At 49.2% G+C, this 21,159-nt stretch carries 19 protein-coding genes, 1 pseudogene and 1 riboswitch; of the genes and pseudogenes, 18 read left to right on the top strand and 2 right to left on the bottom strand.

Going from position 1 to position 21,159, the window contains the following annotated elements:
* Positions 1-97 precede the first annotated feature (97 nt).
* The 3 genes from QTL79_RS17365 (at position 98) to QTL79_RS17355 (ending at position 1,867) form a co-directional block, all read left to right on the top strand.
* Complete coding sequence (locus QTL79_RS17365) at positions 98-262, top strand: hypothetical protein (RefSeq protein ID WP_346356211.1); 165 nt, start codon at positions 98-100, stop codon at positions 260-262.
* A gap of 53 nt (positions 263-315) precedes the next feature.
* Positions 316-744 carry a hypothetical protein gene (locus QTL79_RS17360; RefSeq protein ID WP_346356210.1) on the top strand — a complete coding sequence of 143 codons (429 nt, stop codon included), beginning with the start codon at positions 316-318 and terminating at the stop codon, positions 742-744.
* Between the two features lie 79 nt (positions 745-823).
* Entirely contained in the window at positions 824-1,867 is a 1,044-nt protein-coding gene (locus tag QTL79_RS17355) for a copper amine oxidase (RefSeq protein ID WP_346356209.1), read from the top strand.
* Between the two features lie 65 nt (positions 1,868-1,932).
* On the opposite strand, the pseudogene QTL79_RS17935 reads toward QTL79_RS17355, so the two are convergent.
* Positions 1,933-2,250: pseudogene (locus tag QTL79_RS17935) on the bottom strand (methyl-accepting chemotaxis protein); the annotation flags it as partial.
* 638 nt (positions 2,251-2,888) lie between these two features.
* Here QTL79_RS17935 and QTL79_RS17345 point away from each other — a divergent pair.
* The 15 genes from QTL79_RS17345 (at position 2,889) to QTL79_RS17275 (ending at position 19,575) form a co-directional block, all read left to right on the top strand.
* A complete protein-coding gene (locus QTL79_RS17345; RefSeq protein ID WP_346356207.1) occupies positions 2,889-3,215 on the top strand; it encodes a DUF1904 domain-containing protein in 327 nt (108 codons plus the stop codon).
* A gap of 178 nt (positions 3,216-3,393) precedes the next feature.
* Positions 3,394-3,984, top strand: coding sequence for a phosphate propanoyltransferase (gene pduL / locus QTL79_RS17340; protein ID WP_346356206.1), 591 nt, complete (start codon positions 3,394-3,396; stop codon positions 3,982-3,984).
* A gap of 139 nt (positions 3,985-4,123) precedes the next feature.
* Positions 4,124-5,161 carry an AI-2E family transporter gene (locus QTL79_RS17335; protein ID WP_346356205.1) on the top strand — a complete coding sequence of 346 codons (1,038 nt, stop codon included), beginning with the start codon at positions 4,124-4,126 and terminating at the stop codon, positions 5,159-5,161.
* 19 nt (positions 5,162-5,180) lie between these two features.
* Positions 5,181-7,901 (top strand): M16 family metallopeptidase, encoded by a 2,721-nt coding sequence (locus QTL79_RS17330; protein ID WP_346356204.1) that lies wholly within the window; start codon positions 5,181-5,183, stop codon positions 7,899-7,901.
* A 122-nt stretch (positions 7,902-8,023) separates the two neighbouring features.
* Positions 8,024-8,269 carry a VgrG-related protein gene (locus QTL79_RS17325; protein ID WP_487249741.1) on the top strand — a complete coding sequence of 82 codons (246 nt, stop codon included), beginning with the start codon at positions 8,024-8,026 and terminating at the stop codon, positions 8,267-8,269.
* 188 nt (positions 8,270-8,457) lie between these two features.
* Complete coding sequence (locus tag QTL79_RS17320) at positions 8,458-10,953, top strand: ATP-binding protein (RefSeq protein WP_346356202.1); 2,496 nt, start codon at positions 8,458-8,460, stop codon at positions 10,951-10,953.
* Positions 10,950-12,326, top strand: a complete 1,377-nt coding sequence (gene fumC / locus QTL79_RS17315) for a class II fumarate hydratase (protein WP_346356201.1) — start codon at positions 10,950-10,952, stop codon at positions 12,324-12,326. Before QTL79_RS17320 ends, fumC begins: the two co-directional genes overlap by 4 nt.
* 74 nt (positions 12,327-12,400) lie before the next feature.
* Positions 12,401-12,570: riboswitch (Lysine riboswitch) on the top strand.
* A 135-nt stretch (positions 12,571-12,705) separates the two neighbouring features.
* On the top strand, positions 12,706-13,989 hold the full coding sequence (locus QTL79_RS17310; protein WP_346356200.1) for a diaminopimelate decarboxylase: 1,284 nt from the start codon (positions 12,706-12,708) through the stop codon (positions 13,987-13,989).
* A 133-nt stretch (positions 13,990-14,122) separates the two neighbouring features.
* Positions 14,123-14,893, top strand: a complete 771-nt coding sequence (locus QTL79_RS17305; RefSeq protein WP_346356199.1) for an IclR family transcriptional regulator — start codon at positions 14,123-14,125, stop codon at positions 14,891-14,893.
* 101 nt (positions 14,894-14,994) lie between these two features.
* Positions 14,995-16,050: a butyrate kinase gene (gene buk / locus QTL79_RS17300; RefSeq protein ID WP_346356198.1), complete on the top strand. Its 1,056-nt coding sequence runs from the start codon at positions 14,995-14,997 to the stop codon at positions 16,048-16,050.
* An 18-nt stretch (positions 16,051-16,068) separates the two neighbouring features.
* Positions 16,069-16,980, top strand: coding sequence for a bifunctional enoyl-CoA hydratase/phosphate acetyltransferase (locus QTL79_RS17295; protein ID WP_346356197.1), 912 nt, complete (start codon positions 16,069-16,071; stop codon positions 16,978-16,980).
* Between the two features lie 14 nt (positions 16,981-16,994).
* Complete coding sequence (locus QTL79_RS17290) at positions 16,995-17,198, top strand: 4Fe-4S dicluster domain-containing protein (protein WP_346356196.1); 204 nt, start codon at positions 16,995-16,997, stop codon at positions 17,196-17,198.
* A 16-nt stretch (positions 17,199-17,214) separates the two neighbouring features.
* Positions 17,215-18,285: a 3-methyl-2-oxobutanoate dehydrogenase subunit VorB gene (vorB, locus tag QTL79_RS17285; RefSeq protein ID WP_346356195.1), complete on the top strand. Its 1,071-nt coding sequence runs from the start codon at positions 17,215-17,217 to the stop codon at positions 18,283-18,285.
* A gap of 4 nt (positions 18,286-18,289) precedes the next feature.
* Positions 18,290-19,042 carry a thiamine pyrophosphate-dependent enzyme gene (locus QTL79_RS17280; protein WP_346356194.1) on the top strand — a complete coding sequence of 251 codons (753 nt, stop codon included), beginning with the start codon at positions 18,290-18,292 and terminating at the stop codon, positions 19,040-19,042.
* Positions 19,039-19,575, top strand: coding sequence for a 2-oxoacid:ferredoxin oxidoreductase subunit gamma family protein (locus QTL79_RS17275; protein WP_346356193.1), 537 nt, complete (start codon positions 19,039-19,041; stop codon positions 19,573-19,575). Before QTL79_RS17280 ends, QTL79_RS17275 begins: the two co-directional genes overlap by 4 nt.
* Positions 19,576-19,653: 78 nt before the next feature.
* On the opposite strand, the gene QTL79_RS17270 is transcribed toward QTL79_RS17275, so the two are convergent.
* The gene (locus tag QTL79_RS17270) at positions 19,654-21,111 is read right to left on the bottom strand and encodes an IS1182 family transposase (protein ID WP_346354798.1); all 1,458 of its coding nucleotides are present in this window, start codon (positions 21,109-21,111) and stop codon (positions 19,654-19,656) included.
* Positions 21,112-21,159 lie beyond the last annotated feature (48 nt).

Genomic DNA, 21,159 nt, shown 5'->3' with positions numbered 1-21,159 from the left:
GATGGTTTGAGAATGTATTTTTATAAGGCGGCAGGAAACAAAGTGGTGGACGGGGAATCTTTCTAACCATTGTCGTCTTGGGAGGGTAGGAGAATAAATGATAACGATCGTATTGTTACTTGTGATGACCAGTATTCCGTTGCTGTTGCTTCAGGCAGCAAGAAAAAGAGCGCGTAAAGAAACAGGCTGGAAAATGTATGCGGTCTTGGCAGGAGTCCTGATGATAGGCATGGTGGTAGCGAAAATTTTGAATGTCATATGAAGTTACGCTAAAAAGAGTAGCGATATGTCTGGGATTGCAGGAGTGTATTTGTTTTGTTGAAATATGAACGGCCCTATGAAGTGTTTGAAAATGAAGCCGCCTGGTCGCAGATGCGCTTCTGGTTGGAGGATTTAGGCGGAGAGTTAACGGGGAAATTGGAAGGCGGCCTGGCAAAGCATTATGGGATGCCAGCGGAGTTGGTGCGATTTCATGCGCCCTGCCAGGCGGATGGCGTACCGGATTTTGTGCAGGTGAAGGCGCTGATTGACCAATATTGCCATTATGATTTGCATCGCAGCGATTCTTTTTTATTGATCGGCGTTAAGGCATGGGCCTTTTCGATGCCGCATGTTATGAATGTGTTGCCGGAAATGCTGCGCCAAATTTTTGCTTTGCCAGAAGAAGAAAAACTGCCGTTTATTGCCGGATTTGAAGATGGCTTTCGTGATCTTCAAGTGGATGTGGCTTTATCACGTTTTTGATCAATGGGGATCTGCGGCGTCCCTGTTTTGGCAGGGACGCCTTTGTCTGCTATAATTAAGGAGAAAGGGGCTGGAGTCAATGAAAAAAATAGTGGGAATAGTGGCGGCTTTATGGCTACTGTGTTCGACTTTAGGAATGGCAAGCAATGCTGTTCAGCTGGCGGATGCGATCGAATGGCCGGCCACGATGAAAGCGTACGGCGGAAAGTTGCTTCTTTCCGATAGTCCGGAAACGGTTTATGGCGAAGGCGTACTATATCAGGATACGGTAGTTGGTGAGGCACGATTGTTTTTTCATCATGTCAATGCGAATGACAAGCCGTGTCGGATTGCAGTGATCGTTGAAAACCAAGGCATGAAGACGGCCAAGGTGCAAGTCTTACAACAAGGCCTTGGCGGTCCGGGGCTAGACTTTTTGGTTGTCGGCAAGCAGGCGCAAATGGATTATTTAAAAGGCGGCAATGTTTATCAGTTTGAAGTTCCGGGACGAAGCAGCTTGTCGATGTCGCCGCGTCTTGATCGGATGGTTGTGGAAACAAATGCCCTGGTTAATGGAATTTTCGATTTTAAGACAGATCGGCCGGTTCGTATCCGTGTATTAATGATGCCTGCCGAAGCCAATCCGATTCGTTTTGCCTATCTGGCACAAGTGCTGCCGGCCGATCAGTACCGTTTGCGTGGCACTTTCGAAGGCAAGGATCGCCTGATTACCTTAGCCAAACCATATAATGCGAAGATTCCCTGGCCGGTTGCCGTTACACTGGCGGATAATAAGCTGGATCCGTATCAACGCGGCATAGACGCGACGGACGGGAGCAGCACGGTCAACTATGGAAATTATGGCGTGGTCTATAAAGTGCAATGGGATTCAAGGCCGGGCGATACGCTGAATTATTATTTGAATCCGCGAGGCGGCGAATATGCTGGTGGTTTGGGCATCAAATATAAAGAACGCAAGATTCAAGTGCCGACTCCGGCGGACCGTTTGTTTTTCGGGACTTCAACAGTTAAGGAAAGCGAGCTTATCGGCAGCTATGAAGGCGGTCAGCCAGTTTGGTTTACGTTCAGCCCACCCGGTGCGTCAAATTTGCCGGTACGATTGGTAGTAGAACCGAGCCGGTAAGAAGAGACAACAACGAAAAAGAAGATCCCGCAATAGTGTGGGATCTTCTTACATGAGCAAGGCCGTTACTCGCCGAGAGAAAGATGTTTGGCGAAGGTGTTTAGTTTTCCTGCGACGGTGTTGATTTCCTGGACCGTACCGGCGACTTCGGTAACTGCGGTTGCAATCTGCATAATGACGGCATCAATGTGTTTCATTTGTTCATGAATGTTGCTGCCGTCGGTTTGAATGGCATGAATGATATCTTCTACTTTTTTGATGGAATCAGAACTGGTAGTGGCAAGCTTACGGATTTCTTCGGCGACTACGCTAAAGCCGCGTCCCAATTCGCCAACGCGAGCGGCTTCAATTGCCGCATTCAAACCGAGTAGGTTGGTTTGGCCGGAGACGCTCTTAATCAGGCCGAGCACTTGATCCGTTTCTTTAATGCGGACTTGTGAGTCGTCGGTGCTGTTTGTCAATAATCGGCTGACGGAAGCGGTTTCCTCGGCTTGAGCCGATATTTCCTGTGTTGCTTGCGCGAGACGAGTGATTTGGCCGTTAAGCAAGTCTGCCATTTCCATCAGTTCATCCTGCTGTTCAGTGGTTGTATCGACGCAGACTGCGCCTTGCACTTCGCCGCGGTCGTTTACGAGAGGCAAAGCTACGGCGATAAATGCTTCGCCATACAATTCTTTGCTGCCGCGCAAAACGATGCGCCGAGATTCGTGGATGGCTTGGTACATCGCGCTGCCTGGCTTTATGCTTGTTCCGGGGGTGATTTTTAGATCTTGTTTTTTGCTGGGCAGGTATTTGAGGAATTTTTCCCGATCTGAAATCATGATGCTCACATCGTTGACAAACAATCGTTGGATTTGAGGTAGTACGCAGAGAAATGATTCAAGCATGGTTTGTTTTCCTCCCGAGCACATAATAGATATACGTTCTTGCTCACGGGAAAAAATCCTGCAAGCGAGATGGAAATGAATGAATTTTTAGATGGTTTTGAATTTTGGAGAGTGAAAGATAAGGGGGAAGTAAAATGCCGCAATTGTTATTTCGTGGAATCGCACAAGAGGTAGTTGCAAAAACCAGCAAAGGACTAGTGGATGAATTAACCGAAATTATTGGTTGTCCACGCGACTACTTTACGCTGGAATGTTGTTCTAGTCTGTTTATCTCGGATGGTGAAACCGTTGCGGGGACGCCGCTTGTTCAGGTGAATTGGTTTGATCGCGGGCAGGAAACGCAGGATCGGGCTGCGCAAAGCGTGACGCGTCATTTGCGTGAAGCAGGGTGCCAGAACGTGGACGTGTACTTCGTCGCATTAAAAACGAATTGCTATTATGAAAATGGTGAGCATTTCTGAAAGAGTTGCCATGAATAGCGGGCAATTAAGTGAGTTTTTGGGCAATACTGAATACACTATCAATAAGCGATAGTGTATACATTTTGCTTAGGTTATCGTACAATAGATTCGAAACTACGGCATGGTAGCTAGCCTGCCGCCTAGAGAAATTAGATTGGCGAAGGAGTGCGTAGAGAAGATGGAAAAAGCAGTACAAACAGGCAACACAGTTCCGGTAGGCGTTTCGGCTCGTCACGTTCATCTGTCCCAAGCCCATTTGGATATATTGTTTGGTGCAGGGTATGAATTAACGGTGAAAAAAGAACTTTCTCAACCCGGACAATATGCTGCGCAGGAACGAGTGGATTTGGTCACCGAAAAAACGACTTTGAAAGGCGTCAGTATTTTAGGCCCGGTACGCAAGCAAAGTCAGGTTGAAGTTTCGCTGACGGATTCTTTGAAATTAGGTTTGAAGCCGCCGGTTCGCGACTCGGGTGATCTCAAAGAATCGCCGGGCATGACGCTTGTCGGTCCGAACGGCAGCGTGGTTTTGACTGAGGGCGTCATTGCCGCTTTCCGCCATATCCATATGACGCCACAAGATGCAGCGCAATTTGGCGTGAAGGATAAAGAAATCGTAAAAGTTCGTTGCGGCGGTCAACGAGGGCTGGTATTTGATAATGTGTTGATTCGCGTACATGAGCAATATGCACTTGAAATGCATATCGATACGGATGAAGCGAATGCCGGTATGTGCAAAACTGGCGAGCAACTGGAAGTCATTAAATAAATAGTTTTGAGTGGGACTGTATCGGACGAAAGTTTGGATGCAGTCTTTTTTTTTGCAGGCTGATTTAACGCAGTACAGGAGTCGCTTGGCAAGCGTCGAAATGTAATAATGGACAACAAGTGAGTAAAGGAATGTGAATGTGTTGGAAGAAAAAAAAGAGGCGCTGAATTATTTTAATCAGGGAAGAAAAATTTTGCTAGGGGCGTTGCTCGTGTTTTTGGGCAGCATCACGATACTATTGTTATTTGCCAAGACGATCTTAGTCATGCTGTTTATTACGCTATTTCTCTATTTGTTATTGGAGCCGTTGGTTGCTTGGCAGGAACGTTTTATGAAACGGGGGTCAGCTTCGACTTTGGCCATTCTTTTTTTTATCGGTGTATTGTTATTGCTTGCGGCAGGGACCGTTCAGTCGGTCATACCGGACTTGAGTAATTTCGGCAAAGAGTTTCCTAGCAGTATCAGCCGCTTTGATCAGCAAGAGTGGCTGGACTTATTGCCGAAAGAAATGGCGGAATATGGCAAGGAAATGCTTAAGGAAGCGACTGGAATCGCTGTTTCGTTAGTTAAACAATCACTGGTTCCTTTATTGAAAACCTTTTCCAGCCTAGTAGAAATGATTGCAATCCCCATTCTGACTTTCTATTTACTGAAAGATGGAGCTAAGCTGTGGCAGGCTGCTGCAAATCTCTTGCCGGTTTCGGTCGTAACGGCGATTGAACCACTGGGAATCGATTGTTTAAAAGTATTGAAAGCATATATTCGTGGACAAGTGATGATCGCAGCGTTTGCCGGCAGCGTCGTATTTATCGGCAGTCTGGTATTTGGTTTACCGCACGGTGCTGTGTTGGCGCTGGTTTCGGCTGTGTCGGAATTTGTGCCGGTGATTGGAAGCGTAATCGCTACAGTGCCGGGCGTGTTGGTAGGCTTGATGGAATCACCGCAATTGGCATTTAAAGTGCTGCTTTTTTATGTTGTGTTGCTGAATGTGAATCATAATTTTATTTATCCTAAGGTGGTCGGCGATGTGATTCGCGTTCATCCATTGGTGATTTTGTTGGCAATTTTGCTGTTTGGTACACTGTTTGGCGTAATTGGCATGCTGTTTGCTGTGCCGAGCATAGCGGTCGGACGAATTTGGCTGCATCATTTTGCTGAGCGACGTAATTTGTTGTAGAAGAAAGGAAGTGAACAGGATGATATTAAAAGGAAATCGTTTAGCAGGGCTGCTGTTTTTACTGGTGCTGTTTTTGGCTTTTCCGTCGATTGGAAAGGCTGCGCCGGAACTAGTGCGCCAATTTGAAGGTGGCCAAGAATATCGCTTGAGTAACGGTCTGAAGGTGGTTTTATTTCCAGATGAATCGAAACCGGTGGCGACCGTTAATATCACATATTTGGTCGGCTCACGTCATGAGGGCTATGGGGAACGCGGCATGGCTCATATGTTAGAACACATGATGTTCAAGGGTTCGTCGCTGCATCCGGACATTCCGGCTGAACTGGCAAAACATGGCGGCCAGGCGAACGGAACGACGTGGTATGACCGGACAAATTACTATGAGGTGCTGCCGGAAGGCGAAGAGCATTTGGCCTGGGCGCTTAGTCTGGAAGCGGATCGTATGGTTCATTCGACGCTGCGGGGCGAAGAGTTGGCAAAAGAGATGACAGTAGTCCGCAACGAATGGGAGGCGGGGGAAAATCGTCCGTTACGGGTATTGCGGCAGCGGATTTTTTCCACGGCGTATTTATGGCATAACTATGGGCAGGATACCATTGGCGCCCGCTCGGATCTGGAAAATGTGTCGATTGAAAGATTGAAGAAGTTTTATCACCATTACTACCAGCCCGATAATGCAGTGCTTGTTATTACCGGAAACTTCAAGCCGGAACGGGCGCTGATGCTTGTTGATGCCAGCTTTTCTGCGATTGAAGCGCCGCCGCGGACGATTGAAGAGACCTATACGCTAGAACCGGCGCAGGATGGCGAACGACAGGTGGTATTGCGGCGGGTCGGAGATGTCCCGGCATTGGGGATGGTATATCATATCCCGGCTGCGGCGCATCCGGATAATGCAGCGCTATGTGTATTGGCGCAAATTCTTGATGACCAACCGTCGGGGCGATTGTATAAAGAACTTGTCCAAACTGGCTTAGTTGCGACGCTCGGCGCATCGGCCACGCGCCTGCATGACCCGGGATTGTTTGAAATTTACATGACCGGCGGTAAAACGCCGACGCTTTTGCGGGAGAAGACGCAGGCGGCGCTTAACGATTTGGCGAAGACGGCGCCAACGCAAGTGGAAGTGGAGCGTGCAAAAAAAACGTTGACGAACGAGTTGACTGTGCTGATGCGGTCGCCGGAAAAATTCGGCATTCAGCTTTCGGAATCCATTGGTAGCGGCGATTGGCGATTGTTTTTTCTCTATCGCGATCAAGTAGGCGCGGTAACGCCTGAAGACGTGAAGCGGGTTGCCGGCCTGTATCTGGTGACGGATAACCGGACGAGCGGAGAATTTCAGCCGGTAGTCCAAGCTGCAAAAGTCAAAATACCAACGCTTGGCGATTTGACGCCGCAGTTGGAACGGCTGAAAGAAGGCGCGACAATGAAGGCCGGCGAAACGCTTGATCCGGCTGCCGAAAAACTGCAAGAGCGCGTTCAAACGCAGACGATGCTGCCGGAGAGAAAGGTAGCCGTCTTGCAGAAGGCGACGAAAGATGATATGGTTAGCGTCAGTCTAAAACTGCATTTGGGTGATGAAAATAGTTTATATGGACAGGGGAAAAAGAACGTCGCATTGGCTAAGCTCTTAATGCGCGGCACGCAAAAACATAGTGAAGAGGAAATAAGCGATTTGCTGGCGCGTTGGCAGGCTGAACTTAAAATACAGGGCGGCAAAGATTATGTAGTGGTTGATTTGCAAGTACCGCGGGAAAATATAGGTAGTGCGATGGCATTAGTCGGAGAAATACTGCGTCAGCCGAAACTAGACAAAAAAGAATGGGGATTGTTGAAGGAACAGTGGCTTAGCCAATTGGAGAGCCGCCGTAATGATCCACAGACGCTGGCTTTTCAGGCGTTGGGCAAGCGAAGTGCAACAAAGGATCCGCGGGCGGTCGGATACGTCATGTCTATAGAGGAAGAAATGGCTGCGCTAAAGGAACTTACGGCGCAGCAGCTGGCTGAGTTTCATCAGCGTTTCTATGGTGCGAGTGTGATGGAAGTCGGCGCGGTAGGGGCGGTGACGCCCGTAGAAATAAAAACGTTGCTTGCTGGCGCATTTGGCGAGTGGGCGAGTCAAGTGAAGCCAAAAGCGGTCTTGGAAGAGTATCGTCCGATTGCGCCGGAAAAGGTAAGCATTACCACGCCGGATAAAGAAAACGCGGTGCTAATTGGCGGACAAGCCTGGCGATTAAAACGTTCTTCGCCCGATTATCCGGCGTTATTGCTGGCAAATGAAATTTTAGGTGGAGGTTTTCTTAATTCGCGACTGGCGTTGCGCGTTAGGCAGCAGGAAGGGCTTAGTTACAGCGTTGGCAGTCAGGTGCAAGCCGGAAGCCTGACGGATAATGGTAGTTTCTTGTTCTACGCGATTTGTGCGCCGCAAAATGCAGGGCGGTTGGAGCAAGTGGTGCAGGAAGAACTTGTGAGAATCGCAACAGAAGGCGTCACCGCAGCTGAAGTGGCGGAAGCGAAAGTGGGATTGCTGAAATCATTGCGTCTACATCGGTCTCAGGATCCGGCCTTGGCAAAGATCATGCTCGATCAACTTTACACAGGACGTTCGTTTTTGGATACGGCGGAACAAGAAAAACGCTTGCAGGAAATCAGTGCAGAAGAAGTGTCGGCTGTATTGCAGCGTTATCTGAAACCGGAGCAACTTGTCATTATTCGTGCCGGCGATTGGAAAAGACAGTGATACAAATGGATGATAAAATGTAGAATTTTGCAATTAAATGTAACGAAAGCTATTAATGGCGGTGACGATTAAGACGATATATTTAACAAGGAAGGGGCGATGCGGCAAAAGAAAAGGGGGGGATGGTCATGGTTTCCCTGAGGGCTGAAATCGGTCTCGTCTATGGTAGATATCAAATGACGGTAAAAGATGCGCAACGTTTCGTTGAGTGGCTCTTGGAAAAAGATCATCCATACGGATATTTGCTGGCCGGCTATGGTTCGGATAGCCGCGAATTTAGCGCGGCATGGCTCGACATCGATGAACTCGATGAAAGGGGCTTCGATGAAATGCAGCGCGAATTTTGCCAACGAACGGTATACCATTGAAGGATAAAAGTGAGGAAGCTGTCTCGAACAAGCGTCAAACTTGTTGTGAGGCAGCTTTTTGTCTGCGTGCACAGCGGCTGTTTTTTAGCAGGAATGCAAAAGGGTTTTGCGAATTGTCGGAGAATGCTATTAAAATATGTTGTTATTATCGGAGCATACTTGAGATGGATATGAGGTGCAGATAAAAAATGAATGCGGCAAAGAAGACTCATCCCAAAAAGAGTTCGATGAATGTCGGTCAGTTGTTGGCCGTGTTTGGTGTTTTGCTCATTGCAGTCATTTGGATAGCCGTGTATGTAAAAGTTAATGATGAATTTCGTGCGGAACAAGAAAACGTAATGAGTAATAATGCCAATGTTGCTCGTTTATTTGAGGAACATGTGCTGCGTTCCCTGAGCAGCGTTGATCAGCTCTTATTGTTGTTGAAATGGGAGTGTGAAAAAAACGGCAACAGTGAAAGAATACAGGGCGGACTTGTGATAAATGAATTGACCAACTTGTTGTCAATAGCCGATGAAAAAGGTAATCTTATTTATGCGAGCCAACGGATGGAACGATTGGTCAATGTCGCGGATCGCGAATATTTTCAGGTACATGCGCAACAATCGGATCTTGGACTGACGATCAGCAAGCCCTTGTATAGTCGGATTGCTAATAAATGGGTGATTCAGCTGGTGCGGCGCATCGATAAGCCGGACGGTTCATTCGGCGGACTGGTCATTGCCTCTGTTGACCCATTGTATTTTGCTAATTTTTACCGAGAAGCAGGTTTGGGGCGAAATGCAGTCGTCGCATTGATTGGAAATGATGGCGTTATTCGGGCCAGGCAATCTGAAGAAGTGATGGACATGGGGCAGGATATCGCAAAAACACCGTTGTTTGCTAAAATAAAGGAAGCGAAGCAGGGGAGTTTTATCGCGCCAAGCGTTGTCGATGGCTTGGAGCGGATCTACAGTGTACGGGCGGTTAGCGGCTATCCTTTGACCATCACGGTGGGCACAGAAAAAGAGGAGAGTTTAAAAGCTGTCAGCGAGCGGGAAAAAAATTACTATCTGGGTGCTACCGTGGCAAGCATCCTGATCATTGGCTTCATTACCGGCGCGGTGATGATGGCGACGCGTCAGCGACGACAGGCGCAATTTTTAAATTTTTTACACCAGATCTCACTGGGCTTACTAAACAATGTCACGATGGGAGAATTGTTGGCGCTGATTAATCGCTATTCGGTCGAAGCGATCGGTGCGCAAAATGGTTTTGTTGCGATGCTGGAAAACGATCAATCAATGACCTTGAAAGCGGGGTGCGGCGTATACCAGCGTCTGGCGGGACGGCGTTTGCATCGAGAGGATTACGACGGCATATTGCAGCGCGTCGCTAATCAGGGCACGGTAATTACTGTGGACGATGCACCGCTTTGGAGTGAACAGGCCCGGCGACTCTCCAGCAATGTTTTAATCTCATTACGCAGTGAAGGCGAAGCCATTGGTTTGCTGCTCCTCTCCTTTCCTGGCGAAGAACTGGCCTTTTCTGCGGCACAGATTGAAGAAACCGAGAAATTTGCGGCATTGGCGTCAGTTGCAATCAACAATGCGCGACTGTATGCCCGAGTCGAAAGTGAGCTGCATGAACGCAAGCAAATTGAAGATGTGCTGCGCGAAAAGGAACAATATCTGGATACTCTTTTTGATTCGATGTCAGCCGGTATTTTGGTTATCAACCAGCAAAACAACCGAATTATGGATGTGAATGCAGAAGGATGCCGGATAATCGGTGCAGAGCGAGAACAGGTGCTTGGGCAACGCAGTAGCCTGTTTGTTGAAAACATTGCTGGTGCGGATAAGGGGAACAATGTTTCGGAAAGTGAATTGAAAACGGTGTCCGGCACGCAAATCCCGATCCTGCAGACCGCGATTCCCGTCGTAATCAATGAAAATCAGTGTTTGCTCATCAATTTTCTTGATATCAGTGACAAAAAACGATTAGAAAAGGAATTGGCCCGCTTTGACCGCTTGAATTTAGTCGGAGAGATGGCAGCCAGCATTGGCCATGAAGTGCGCAATCCGATGACGACGGTGCGCGGTTATTTACAGTGGCTGTCGGGTAAAAAAGATTATCAGAGCCTAGTTAAATATTTTGATTTGATGATTGAAGAATTGGATCGCGCAAATGCAATCATCACTGAGTTTTTATCGCTTGCGAAGAACAAGACCGTCGATTTGAAATGCGGCAATTTAAATGACATTCTTCACCTCTTACGTCCTCTTATGGAAAGCGATGCACTGCGCGAAGGGAAGAATGTCAGCTTAGAGATGGGCGATATTGACGAACTTTTATTGGATGAAAAAGAGATCAGACAGTTGATCCTTAATTTATTCCGTAATGCGATGGAAGCGATGGAACCGGGCAAGTCGACGTTGCTGCGTACCTTCGCACAAGGAGAAGGGGTTGTTTTAGAAGTTCGCGACCAGGGGCGAGGAATTCCGCAGAGTATCATGGATCAGTTAGGTACGCCTTTTTTTACCACGAAAGAAAACGGCGTCGGCCTCGGACTGTCCGTCTGTTACAGTATTGCGGTTCGCCACAAAGCGGCAATTGAAGTCGATACGTCTGAAGCTGGGACGATTTTCCGTGTGCGTTTTCCAAAAATAAAGAGTAAGAATAGTGAAAAGGAGGAAACAAAATGAAATATCGGATTGAAAAAGACTCAATGGGCGAAGTGAAAGTGCCGTTTGATAAATTGTGGGGAGCACAGACGCAGCGAAGTTTCGAAAACTTTCGTATCGGTACGGAGAAGATGCCGGAAGAGTTGGTAAGCGTGATGGGCATTATTAAACGCGCCGCAGCCGAAGTAAATAAAGAACTAGGCGTGTTGCCGCCGAACATTGCCGATGCGATTATTGCGGCCTGCGATGAGTTGGCAGAAGGAAAACTGGCGGGAAATTTTCCTCTCTCGGTTTGGCAGACCGGCAGTGGAACGCAATTTAATATGAACATCAATGAAGTCTTGGCAAACCGGGCCAGCCAACTGTTGGGTGAAAAAGTCCATCCGAATGATCATGTGAACAAGTCGCAAAGCTCAAATGATGTTTTTCCTACCGCGCTGCACATGGTCGGCGTGCATCTGCTGCGCGTGCAGTTATTTCCGGCGATGCAAGCATTGGAAACGGTATTGTGGCAAAAGGCCGAAGCGTTTGCCGCCGTCGTCAAGATTGGTCGTACGCATTTGATGGATGCAACGCCATTGACGCTAGGACAGGAAATAAGCGCTTGGTCTAGGATGTTGGAACGAAACAGGCAGATGCTCGAACAGGGCCTCGGGTTTATTCTTGATCTGGCGTTGGGCGGAACCGCGGTCGGGACGGGAATTAACTCGCATCCGCATTTTGCCGTGTCGGTTGCGCAAGTGATTGCACGTTTGACGGGCGAGCAATTTCGCAGTGCACCGAACAAATTTCATGCGCTGAGCAGCAAGGATGAGATCGCGGTCGTGCATGGCATGCTGAAGGCGCTAGCCGCCGATTTGATGAAAATTGCCAACGATGTGCGTTGGTTGGCCAGTGGGCCGCGCTGCAGCATTGGTGAAATAACAATACCGGAAAACGAACCCGGAAGTTCGATCATGCCGGCCAAAGTAAATCCAACGCAAGCGGAAGCGCTGACGATGGTCGTAACCCAAGTGTTTGGCAATGATGCAACGGTCGGTTTTGCCGCTAGCCAAGGGAATTTTCAGTTGAATGTCTTTATGCCGGTGCTTGCCTATAATCTGGTACAGTCGATTCGCCTATTAAGTGATGCAATGGATTCGTTCCGGGGTCATTGCGTGGCCGGGATTGAACCGAACCGGGAACGGATTTCACATAATTTGAATCAATCGCTGATCCTAATTACCGGACTGGTTCCTTTGATTGGCTATGACCGGGCCGCAGAAATTGCAAAACGGGCGGCCAAGGAAGGCATCACGCTGCGCGAGGCGGCGCTGGCCAGTGGATACGTTAACGAGTCTGACTATGATTCATATATGGATCCGGTGAAGTTGGTTAAACCGACATTAGGTTAAACCTGCAAAGGAGGCGTATTGACAACCACTCTCATTGTGATTATACTGATAAGCAGATGACAAGTGAATATTGCCACCGAGATAGAGGTGCGGCAACCAATAGTAACTGTCCTGAGCAGCCAGCGATGAAGGAGAGAGAAAGGGGCGGCCGCCGAAGTGAAAAGTTAAGGCAATTCTTTTTGCTGGTTCTGTATTGAATAAGTACTGAACTGTCACCCCATAGGGGTGGAGTGCTATCTTGCAGCGCTGAATCCTGTAAATAAGGATTTAAAGCGGTTTGCGAGATAATGCGCGAACCGCTTTTTTGTATAAAGGGTGACTCCATTTCTTTGGCGACGGAATCTTGTTGAAGTAAGGGACTTTGTAGGAGGAATGACTCATGGCGGAAAAGAAAGTACCATTCAATTTGGCGCAAGTGCAAGAAATCACTCGGACTTATCCGACTCCGTTTCATATCTATGACGAAGAAGGAATTCGCACGAATGCACGCCGTCTTAAGGCTGCTTTTTCCTGGGCACCGGAGTTTAAGGAATACTTTGCTGTTAAGGCCACTCCGAACCCATATCTTCTGGCGTTGCTTAAGGAGGAAGGTTTTGGCGCAGATTGCAGTTCGCTGGCAGAACTATATTTGGCGCAAGCTGCCGGAATCGGCGGCGAAGAAATCATGTTTTCGTCAAATGCGACGCCGGCTAACGAGTATCAGGCGGCGGTCGACATGGGCGCGGTTATCAATCTTGATGACATCAGTCACATCGAATATTTGACGGAACATGTCGGCATGCCGGAGATGATCTCGTTTCGCTATAATCCGGGTCCTTTGATGGCTGGAGGAAATGACATCATTGGCTATCCGGAAGAGGCGAAATATGGCCTGACCAAAGAGCAGATTCTGCAAGCGTATCCGATGGCAAAAGCCAAAGGCGCTACCCGCTTCGGCTTGCATACGATGGTGATTTCGAACGAACTCAGCCCGGATGGCTTTGTCACAACGGCCAAGATGATGTTTGACCTGATTGGCGAAATTTATGAAAAAACCGGCATCCGAATGGAATTGGTCGACTTTGGTGGCGGAATCGGCGTGCCGTACCGGCCTGAGCAGGAGGCTGTCGACCTTGAATATGTCGGGGAAGGTGTGCGGCGCGCTTATGAGGAAATGATTTTTGCAAAAGGTCTGGCGCCGCTCAAAATTACGATGGAGTGCGGTCGTATGATTACTGGACCGTACGGTTATCTGGTGGCGACCGCGTTACATAAAAAAGAAATCTACAAGAATTATGTCGGACTCGATGCTTGCATGGCCAATTTGATGCGTCCTGCCTTATACGGTTCTTATCATCACATCACCGTGCTGGGAAAAGAAGGCTTGCCGTGCGATCATGTGTATGATGTGACGGGATCGTTATGTGAGAACAATGATAAGTTTGCGGTGGACCGGGAACTGCCGGAAATCAACAGGGGCGATGTTGTGGTGATTCATGACGCAGGTGCACATGGGCATGCGATGGGCTTCAATTATAATGGCAAGCTGCGTTCGGCGGAATTGCTGCTTCGGCCGGATCATAGCGTAAAATTGATACGCCGTGCGGAAACGTTGGCTGATCATTTTGCGACGCTCGATTTTCCAGGGGCTGCACTCGATATGTCGTCAATATTGAAGAAATGAACTTTTTGAAACAGGCCGCTAGAGGCCTGTTTTTTGCTTTTTGCTTCTATCCTCGACCTTTTAACTGGACAGGATGCTTGCGGCGCGGTATCCTGAATGAAGGGCAACGTCGGAAAAAGAAAGGAATGAAATTGTGGCTGGGGAAAAAGAAAAAGTCCACTCGCTTGACCGAGCGCTTGATCTATTATTGTTGTTTCAGCAAGAAGGGAGAGAACTGGGCGTGACGCAAATTGCTGCATTGCTCGGTATGCAAAAAAGCACGGTGCATCGCAGCTTGTCGACGCTCGAAGCAAAAGGGTTCGTGCAGCAAAATCAGGAAAGTGGACGCTACTGGCTTGGCTTACGGTTATATTCTCTTGGCATGATGGTGCGGGATAAACTGCCGTTAGCCGGCTTACTTGCTCCATATGCAAAACAGTTGGCGCAAAGTTATCGTGAAGCGGTTCATTTATCGGTGCTTGACCGTACGGCAGAGCAGCCAAGGCATATCGTTATTGACAAAGTGGAAAGTTCGCAGGTGCTTAGTTTGACGCCGCCGGTCGGCTCAAGCGAGCCTTGCCATTGTTCTGCCGGTGGAAAGTGTTTGTTGGCCTTCAGCTCATCTGACTATCTGGCTCGCTTCGAAGGCGTCGAGTTACAGGCTTTTACGCCGCATACCATTACAAGTTGGGAAAAGTTGAAAGAGGAATTGGCGAAAATTCGCCGGCAGGGATACAGTATCTCGGATGAGGAGCTTGAAATGGGGTTGACGTGCATTGCGACGCCAATTCTTGCCCGCGGCAGTGAAATCGTTGCAGCGCTCAGTATGTCAGGACCTACCTCGAGGATGAAATCAGAGTCTTTTCTTGAAATGGTGGAAGAATTGAAACGGATTACTAAACAAATATCGAATGATTTATTGTAATTTTCCGCGATTTGCAGCAGGAGATGAGTGTTGCAAGTCGAATATTTATCGATGTAAATCGGAACGGTGTTCCGTATAGCGGGAAATATGGAGGCGTGCGCATGATTTTAGTAATTAATCCAGGAGCGACATCGACTAAATTTGCTGTATATGACGGAGAAACAGTATGCTTTAAACAAACGGTGGAACATTCGGCAGCGGACATCGGATGCTTTGTCCATCTTGCTGATCAACATCAGTACAGACTGGATCTGATCCTTGGCGAACTGAAACTAAAAGGGATCGAACGGACGGAACTGACGGCGGTCGTGGCGCGTGGCGGACTTTTAAAACCACTGGCTGGCGGTACGTACCGGATCAACGATGAAATGGTCGCTGATTTGGAAGAAGCTAAATATGGAGAACATGCTTCGAATCTTGGAGCGATCATGGCGAAAGAACTGGCAGATTCTTTGGGTGTGCCTTCTTATATCGTCGATCCTGTATCAGTCGATGAGATGGAAGCTGTTGCCAGAATTTCCGGACTGCCGGAATTGGCGCGCGTAAGTTTATCGCATGCTCTCAACATGAAAGCCGTGGCGCGCAAGGTCGCTAAAGAAATGGGCAAGGCGTATGAATCGGTAAATTTCATCGTGGTGCATCTGGGAACTGGCGTATCGGTCACGCCGCATCGGCGTGGCAGGATGATCGACGTGAATAATGCGAAAGAAGAAGGGCCGTTTTCACCGGATCGTTGCGGTGGTTTGCCTGCGACGCATCTGATGAAGCTTTGTTATTCCGGCCAATACACCTTTGCGGAAATGAAAGAAAAATTGGGTAGTAAGGGCGGCATGTTTGCGTATTTAGGCACGACGGATGTTCGCGAAGCTTTTGCGCTGGCGGATGCTGGCGACGAAAAAGCGAAGTTGGTTCTGGAAGCGTTGTCCTACCAAGTCGCTAAAGAAATCGGCGCGATGGCAGCGGTGTTGGAAGGCGATGTGGATCGGATTGTCCTGACCGGCGGGATTGCATATTCGGAACGAATCGTAGATGCAATCACGCGTCGCGTTAAATTCATCGCGCCACTCGTCGTGGTACCGGGCGAAGAAGAGTTGGAAGCGCTGGCGTTTGGCGCACTCAGAGTCTTGCGCGGTGAAGAGAGTGCCAGAGAATATTAAAAAAGAGGCTAAGGAGAGATGGCGATGTATCGCAATTATCAAGAAATTCGCGAGCGGGTAAAGGGCGGCGGGCCGGTTACGGTCAGTGTCGCGGTCGCTCAGGATCGCGAAGTTTTAGCGGCTCTGAAGATGGCGGCGCAAGAGGGAATAGCCAAAGCCATTCTTGTCGGCAACGAAGCGGAAATAAGGCCGTTGCTCAAGGTGGTCGGTTTGCCGGAAGACACGCCGATTGTGCATGAGAGCGACGCGGCTAAAGCGGCGCTAAAGGCGGTAAGTTTGGTTCGACGAGGGGAAGCTCAGGTGCTGATGAAGGGTCTGATCAACAGCAGTGATTTTTTGCGTGCGGTGCTGAATCAGGAAGAAGGGCTGCGCACAGGACGCCTACTTAGCCATTTAGGCGCATTTGAAGTGCCGGGGCAGGAAAAATTATTATTTGTCAGCGATGGCGGCATGAATATTGCACCGGGGCTTAAGGAAAAGAAGGATATTCTGGTTAACGCAATGCTGGCGTTGCAGGGGATGGGGATTGCAGAGCCCAGAGTGGCGCTGTTGACCGCCAATGAAATGGTTAATCCCAAGATGATCGCGACGGTCGATGCGCAGACGCTGGCGGAGATGGCCGCGGCAGGCGAACTGCCGAACGGCGTCATCGAAGGGCCGATCGCGCTCGACGTGGCGTTCAGTCCGGAAGCGGCCGGCCACAAGGGAATCAGCAGCCGGATCAGCGGCCAGGTCGATCTGTATTTGGTGCCGACGATTGAGGTCGGCAACGTCCTAGGCAAGAGCCTGATTTATTTTGCCGGCGCCAAGATGGCTGGCGTCATCTTGGGCGCGACGCATCCAATTGTCATGACGTCACGGGCGGAGACGCCGGAAGGCAAGCTGAATTCGATTGCGATGGCCTGTTTGATGAATACAGGAAAACAGTAAAGGAGGTGTTCAATATGCCGAAGGTAGAGGTATTGGCGGAACGTTGCAAGAGCTGCGGCTTATGTGTGGCGATTTGTCCGAAGAAAATACTGGACATTGGAGACAAAGCCAATGGCAAAGGGTATTATGCAGTGACTGTCTCAGAACCAGATCAGTGCATCGGTTGTTCGATGTGTGCGACGATGTGCCCGGATTTGGCTCTGGAAATTTGGCGATAGGAAAGGGGATCAGGCTGTGAATAAGGTTTTGATAAAAGGCAACGAAGCGATTGCGCAGGCTGCGATAGAGGCGGGGTGTAAGTTGTTTTTCGGCTATCCGATCACGCCATCTACGGAAGTGGTGGAGTATTTGTCTAAACATCTGCCGAAGGCAGGCGGTACCGTCGTGCAGGGCGAGGATGAGGTAGCTTCTATAAATATGTGCTATGGGGCCGCGGCTACCGGTGCCCGCGTAATGACGGCATCGTCCAGCCCGGGATTCAGTTTGAAGCAGGAAGGAATGTCGTATCTGGCGGCGGCCGAACTTCCGGTCGTCGTCGTGAACGTCAACCGCGCCGGCCCTGGGCTGGGCGGCTTGGGGCCGGCCCAATCGGATTACTTTCAATGCACCAAGGGCGGCGGCCATGGCGACTATCGTCTGATCGTACTTGCGCCGTCCAAAGGGCAGGAATTATATGACTTTACGCTGGAAGCATTCGATTTGGCGGACAAATATCGCAATCCGGTGCTGATTCTGGCCGACGGCTTTCTGGGGCAAATGATGGAGCCAATCGAACTGAAAGAACGCAAGGTTGTAGAACTGCCGGTTAAGGATTGGGCGACGACGGGCTGCAAAGGTCGGGAAAAGCGTAAGATCGCCAGCTATGCGCTGACGAATGAAGTCGGTGAAGAACATTGCCTGGCGTGGCAGAAGAAGTTCGACTCGATGCGTGAGGTGGAACAGCGCTGGGAAGAATTTGAAACGGCGGACGCCGAATACCTGTTGGTCGGTTATGGAACCTGCGGCCGGATCGCCAAGAGCGTTGTGCTCGAAGCGCGCCGTCAGGGCATCAAGCTCGGCCTGATTCGTCCAATCACGCTCTGGCCGTTTCCGGAAAAAGGTCTGGCTGCGTTCAAGAATCAGGTCAAGGGAATTATTACAGTGGAACTTAACGCTGGTCAGATGATTGAAGATGTCAAATTAGCGGTTGAATGTAAGATGCCGGTTCATTTATGCAGCCGTCAGGGCGGCATGTTGCCGTCTGATAATGAAATTCTCAACTTTGCGGCCAAGACGTTCGGTTGGTCGTTGAAAGAGGGGGTATAAAGAGATGGAGCAAGTATTCAAACGTACGGCGGGGTTGACTGAACTGCCGTTTCACTATTGTCCTGGCTGCACGCACGGCATTATTCACAGATTGATTGGCGAAGTATTGGCAGAACTCGATGTGATTGGCGACACGGTCGGCGTCGCACCTGTCGGCTGCGCAGGCTTTTCCCTGGATTTCTTTAGCTGCGATTTTGTCGGTGCGGCGCATGGTCGGGCACAGGCGGTAGCTACCGGCATCAAACGCGCGCTGCCGGATAAGCTGGTCTTTTCCTATCAGGGTGACGGGGACATTGCGGCGATCGGTACGGCGCACGCGATTCATGTCGCGGCGCGCGGCGAAAACATCACCTCGATCATGGTTAACAACGCCGTATTCGGCATGACCGGCGGGCAAATGGCGCCGACTACGCTGCTCGGCCAAAAGACGACGACGAGTCCTTATGGGCGCGACAAGGCTCTGTCGGGGCCGCCGATCGATCTGCCGAAGACGATTGCGACGCTCGAAGGCGCGGCCTATGTCGCGGCTGTTTCGGTAGATTCGCCGAAAAACATAGCGGCAGCGAAAAAGGCGATCAAGCGGGCGTTTGAGGTTCAACAGCAGGGGCTCGGTTTCGCGTTGGTCAGCGTCCTCTCGACCTGCCCGACGAACTGGGGCCTGTCGCCGGTTGATAGCTTGGAATGGCTGCGCAACAATATGATGCCCATTTATCAGATGGGTGAATTGAAAGTTCCTGCGGAGGTGACGAAAGCATGATGGACAAAATCATTCTCTCCGGCTTCGGCGGCCAAGGCGTTATGTTCATCGGTAAGGTCATGGCCTATGCCGGATTGCAGGGTGGACTGGATGTCTGCTGGATTCCGTCCTACGGACCGGAAATGCGCGGCGGCACAGCTAACTGTTCGGTCATCATCGCCGACCAGGAGATTCATTCGCCGGTCATCGAGTTCGCCGATGCGGCGATCGTACTGAACCAGCCGTCGTATGACAAGTTCGTCTCCCGGATCAAACCGGGCGGCGTGATGGTCGTCAACAGTTCAATCATTAGCGTCGGTGAAGGGCGTTCAGATATCAAAATTGTCGAATTGCCGGCCAGTGACATAGCGAATGACCTGGGACGTCCTGCGTTGGCGAATATGGTTTGTCTTGGTGCGCTGTTGCCTAGCTTAAGTTTGGTTGGGATGGAAAAGGTGGAAAAGGCAATGGATGTGGTCGTCGGAAAGAAAAAACCGGAGATGTACGAGATGAATGTGGCTGCAATTCGCAAAGGGTTGGAAGCTGCGAAATAAAAAGAGCAGCGTGAAAAAGCAAAAGGAAAACAGACGGCATTGCCGTCTGTTTTCCTCAGACCGTCGACAAAATGCACTTTACGCAAAGCGTAAGGTGCATTTTTCAATTTCAGTTATCCAATTTTCACTGCAAAAACGCAGTTTTTCGAAAAAACGTTGAAAAACAGGCGGTAATATACCCCTGCGTTTCTTCCAGGTCGCCAGTTTTTTCAGATTCATGCATGCAAAAGTAAGCGTCACCTGCATTTTCACTTTCTGCAGGCCACGCAGTTGCGTATAGCGCATTGCATGCTTTTCTTTTGCATCTGCAAAGACACGCTCAATTGTTTGCGAGCGCAATTTGTAAATATCGCGATATATCGGCATGTGCCGATACTCATCAGCAAGTTCCAGATAGGATTCCCATACATGCCTTTGGACTTGCTTTTGATGCGCTTTGCTCTGCGTGCATTGCTCTAAATGCGGACACACTTTGCATTGTTTTGCATCGCTTTTATATTCTTGATATCCTTCACGATTCGTCGTACTGTAGCCAAGCGCCTGGTTGCCAGGGCAAATCATGCATTCATAATATTCATCATATACGTATTCATATTTCTTGAAGAACCCTTCTTTTGTCATAGGACGCTTGTAGGGAACGACAGGAATTCGGCCACTGTCGATAATTTGTTTCATAATCCAGGGCGTTTTGTAGCCCGCATCGACGGCAACGGTTTCGGTTTCAGGGAAATAACTGACGACTCGTTCATACAGTTCATCAAACAATCGACTGTCATTAACATTGCCCGCTGCGACTTCGTATCCTAATATGAAGTTATGCCGGTCACAAGCCGTGTTGGTTACGTAGGCAAAGCATTTTTCATGCTCGCCTTTATGAAACAAGCCGCTTTCCGGATCCGTCGTACTTTGCGTGATGGTTTTACCTTGCGGCGGATTTTCATCGTCGTCTTTATCTTTTAACCGTTTCTTGCCATGGTTTTCGCGATCGGCTTGAATTTCCGCATTCAGTTCATCTTGATATTGCTTGGCCGGAATCGGCACAAACACTTTTGCGCTTTTCTTTTTGTTGGCTCGTGCTTTGATATGGGTTCCGTCAATGAATACGGAACTTGCATCAATGAAACCGCAGTTTACTGCTTCGTACAGGATGCGCATAAAGATCCGCTCAAACACATCGCTTCCTTGAAAACGCCGGGTATAATTCTTGCCGAAGGTTGAAAAGTGCGGGACTTTTTCGGTAAGGCCGTATCCGATAAACCAGCGGTAAGCCATATTTACTTCAATTTCTTTCATGGTTTGACGCATGCTACGAATGCCGAACAGGTATTGAATCAGTACGATCTTAAACAGACTCACCGGATCAATTCCTGGTTTGCCTCGTTCGGAGTCGCTATATAAACCGTCGACTTCGTCGTAGATGAAGCGAAAATCGATGGCTCGTTCAATGTCTCGTAATATATGATCTTTCGGTACTAAATCTTCTAAGCAGAAGAATTCAATTTGGCTTTGTTGACTTCGATCTTTTTTCTCGTACATAAAATCACTCCCGCTAATGATTTTATCATATCATTAGCGGGAGTGGAG

It is taken from the genome of Azotosporobacter soli (assembly GCF_030542965.1).
Classification (GTDB): Bacteria; Bacillota; Negativicutes; order SG130; family SG130; genus Azotosporobacter; species Azotosporobacter soli.
The sequence above is the reverse complement of the archived record's forward strand: the minus strand, read 5'-3'. Positions and strand labels throughout refer to the sequence as shown.

Excerpts from the sequence above, each read along its gene's own strand:
- QTL79_RS17310 (WP_346356200.1), top strand. The coding sequence starts at position 12,706 with ATGGCGGAAAAGAAAGTACCATTCAATTTGGCGCAAGTGCAAGAAATC.
- QTL79_RS17345 (WP_346356207.1), top strand. The coding sequence starts at position 2,889 with ATGCCGCAATTGTTATTTCGTGGAATCGCACAAGAGGTAGTTGCAAAA.
- QTL79_RS17355 (WP_346356209.1), top strand. The coding sequence starts at position 824 with ATGAAAAAAATAGTGGGAATAGTGGCGGCTTTATGGCTACTGTGTTCG.
- pduL (WP_346356206.1), top strand. The coding sequence starts at position 3,394 with ATGGAAAAAGCAGTACAAACAGGCAACACAGTTCCGGTAGGCGTTTCG.
- QTL79_RS17290 (WP_346356196.1), top strand. The coding sequence starts at position 16,995 with ATGCCGAAGGTAGAGGTATTGGCGGAACGTTGCAAGAGCTGCGGCTTA.
- fumC (WP_346356201.1), top strand. The coding sequence starts at position 10,950 with ATGAAATATCGGATTGAAAAAGACTCAATGGGCGAAGTGAAAGTGCCG.
- QTL79_RS17280 (WP_346356194.1), top strand. The coding sequence starts at position 18,290 with ATGGAGCAAGTATTCAAACGTACGGCGGGGTTGACTGAACTGCCGTTT.
- QTL79_RS17270 (WP_346354798.1), bottom strand. The coding sequence starts at position 21,111 with ATGTACGAGAAAAAAGATCGAAGTCAACAAAGCCAAATTGAATTCTTC.
- QTL79_RS17365 (WP_346356211.1), top strand. The coding sequence starts at position 98 with ATGATAACGATCGTATTGTTACTTGTGATGACCAGTATTCCGTTGCTG.
- QTL79_RS17320 (WP_346356202.1), top strand. The coding sequence starts at position 8,458 with ATGAATGCGGCAAAGAAGACTCATCCCAAAAAGAGTTCGATGAATGTC.
- QTL79_RS17325 (WP_487249741.1), top strand. The coding sequence starts at position 8,024 with ATGGTCATGGTTTCCCTGAGGGCTGAAATCGGTCTCGTCTATGGTAGA.
- QTL79_RS17295 (WP_346356197.1), top strand. The coding sequence starts at position 16,069 with ATGGCGATGTATCGCAATTATCAAGAAATTCGCGAGCGGGTAAAGGGC.
- QTL79_RS17330 (WP_346356204.1), top strand. The coding sequence starts at position 5,181 with ATGATATTAAAAGGAAATCGTTTAGCAGGGCTGCTGTTTTTACTGGTG.
- QTL79_RS17275 (WP_346356193.1), top strand. The coding sequence starts at position 19,039 with ATGATGGACAAAATCATTCTCTCCGGCTTCGGCGGCCAAGGCGTTATG.
- buk (WP_346356198.1), top strand. The coding sequence starts at position 14,995 with ATGATTTTAGTAATTAATCCAGGAGCGACATCGACTAAATTTGCTGTA.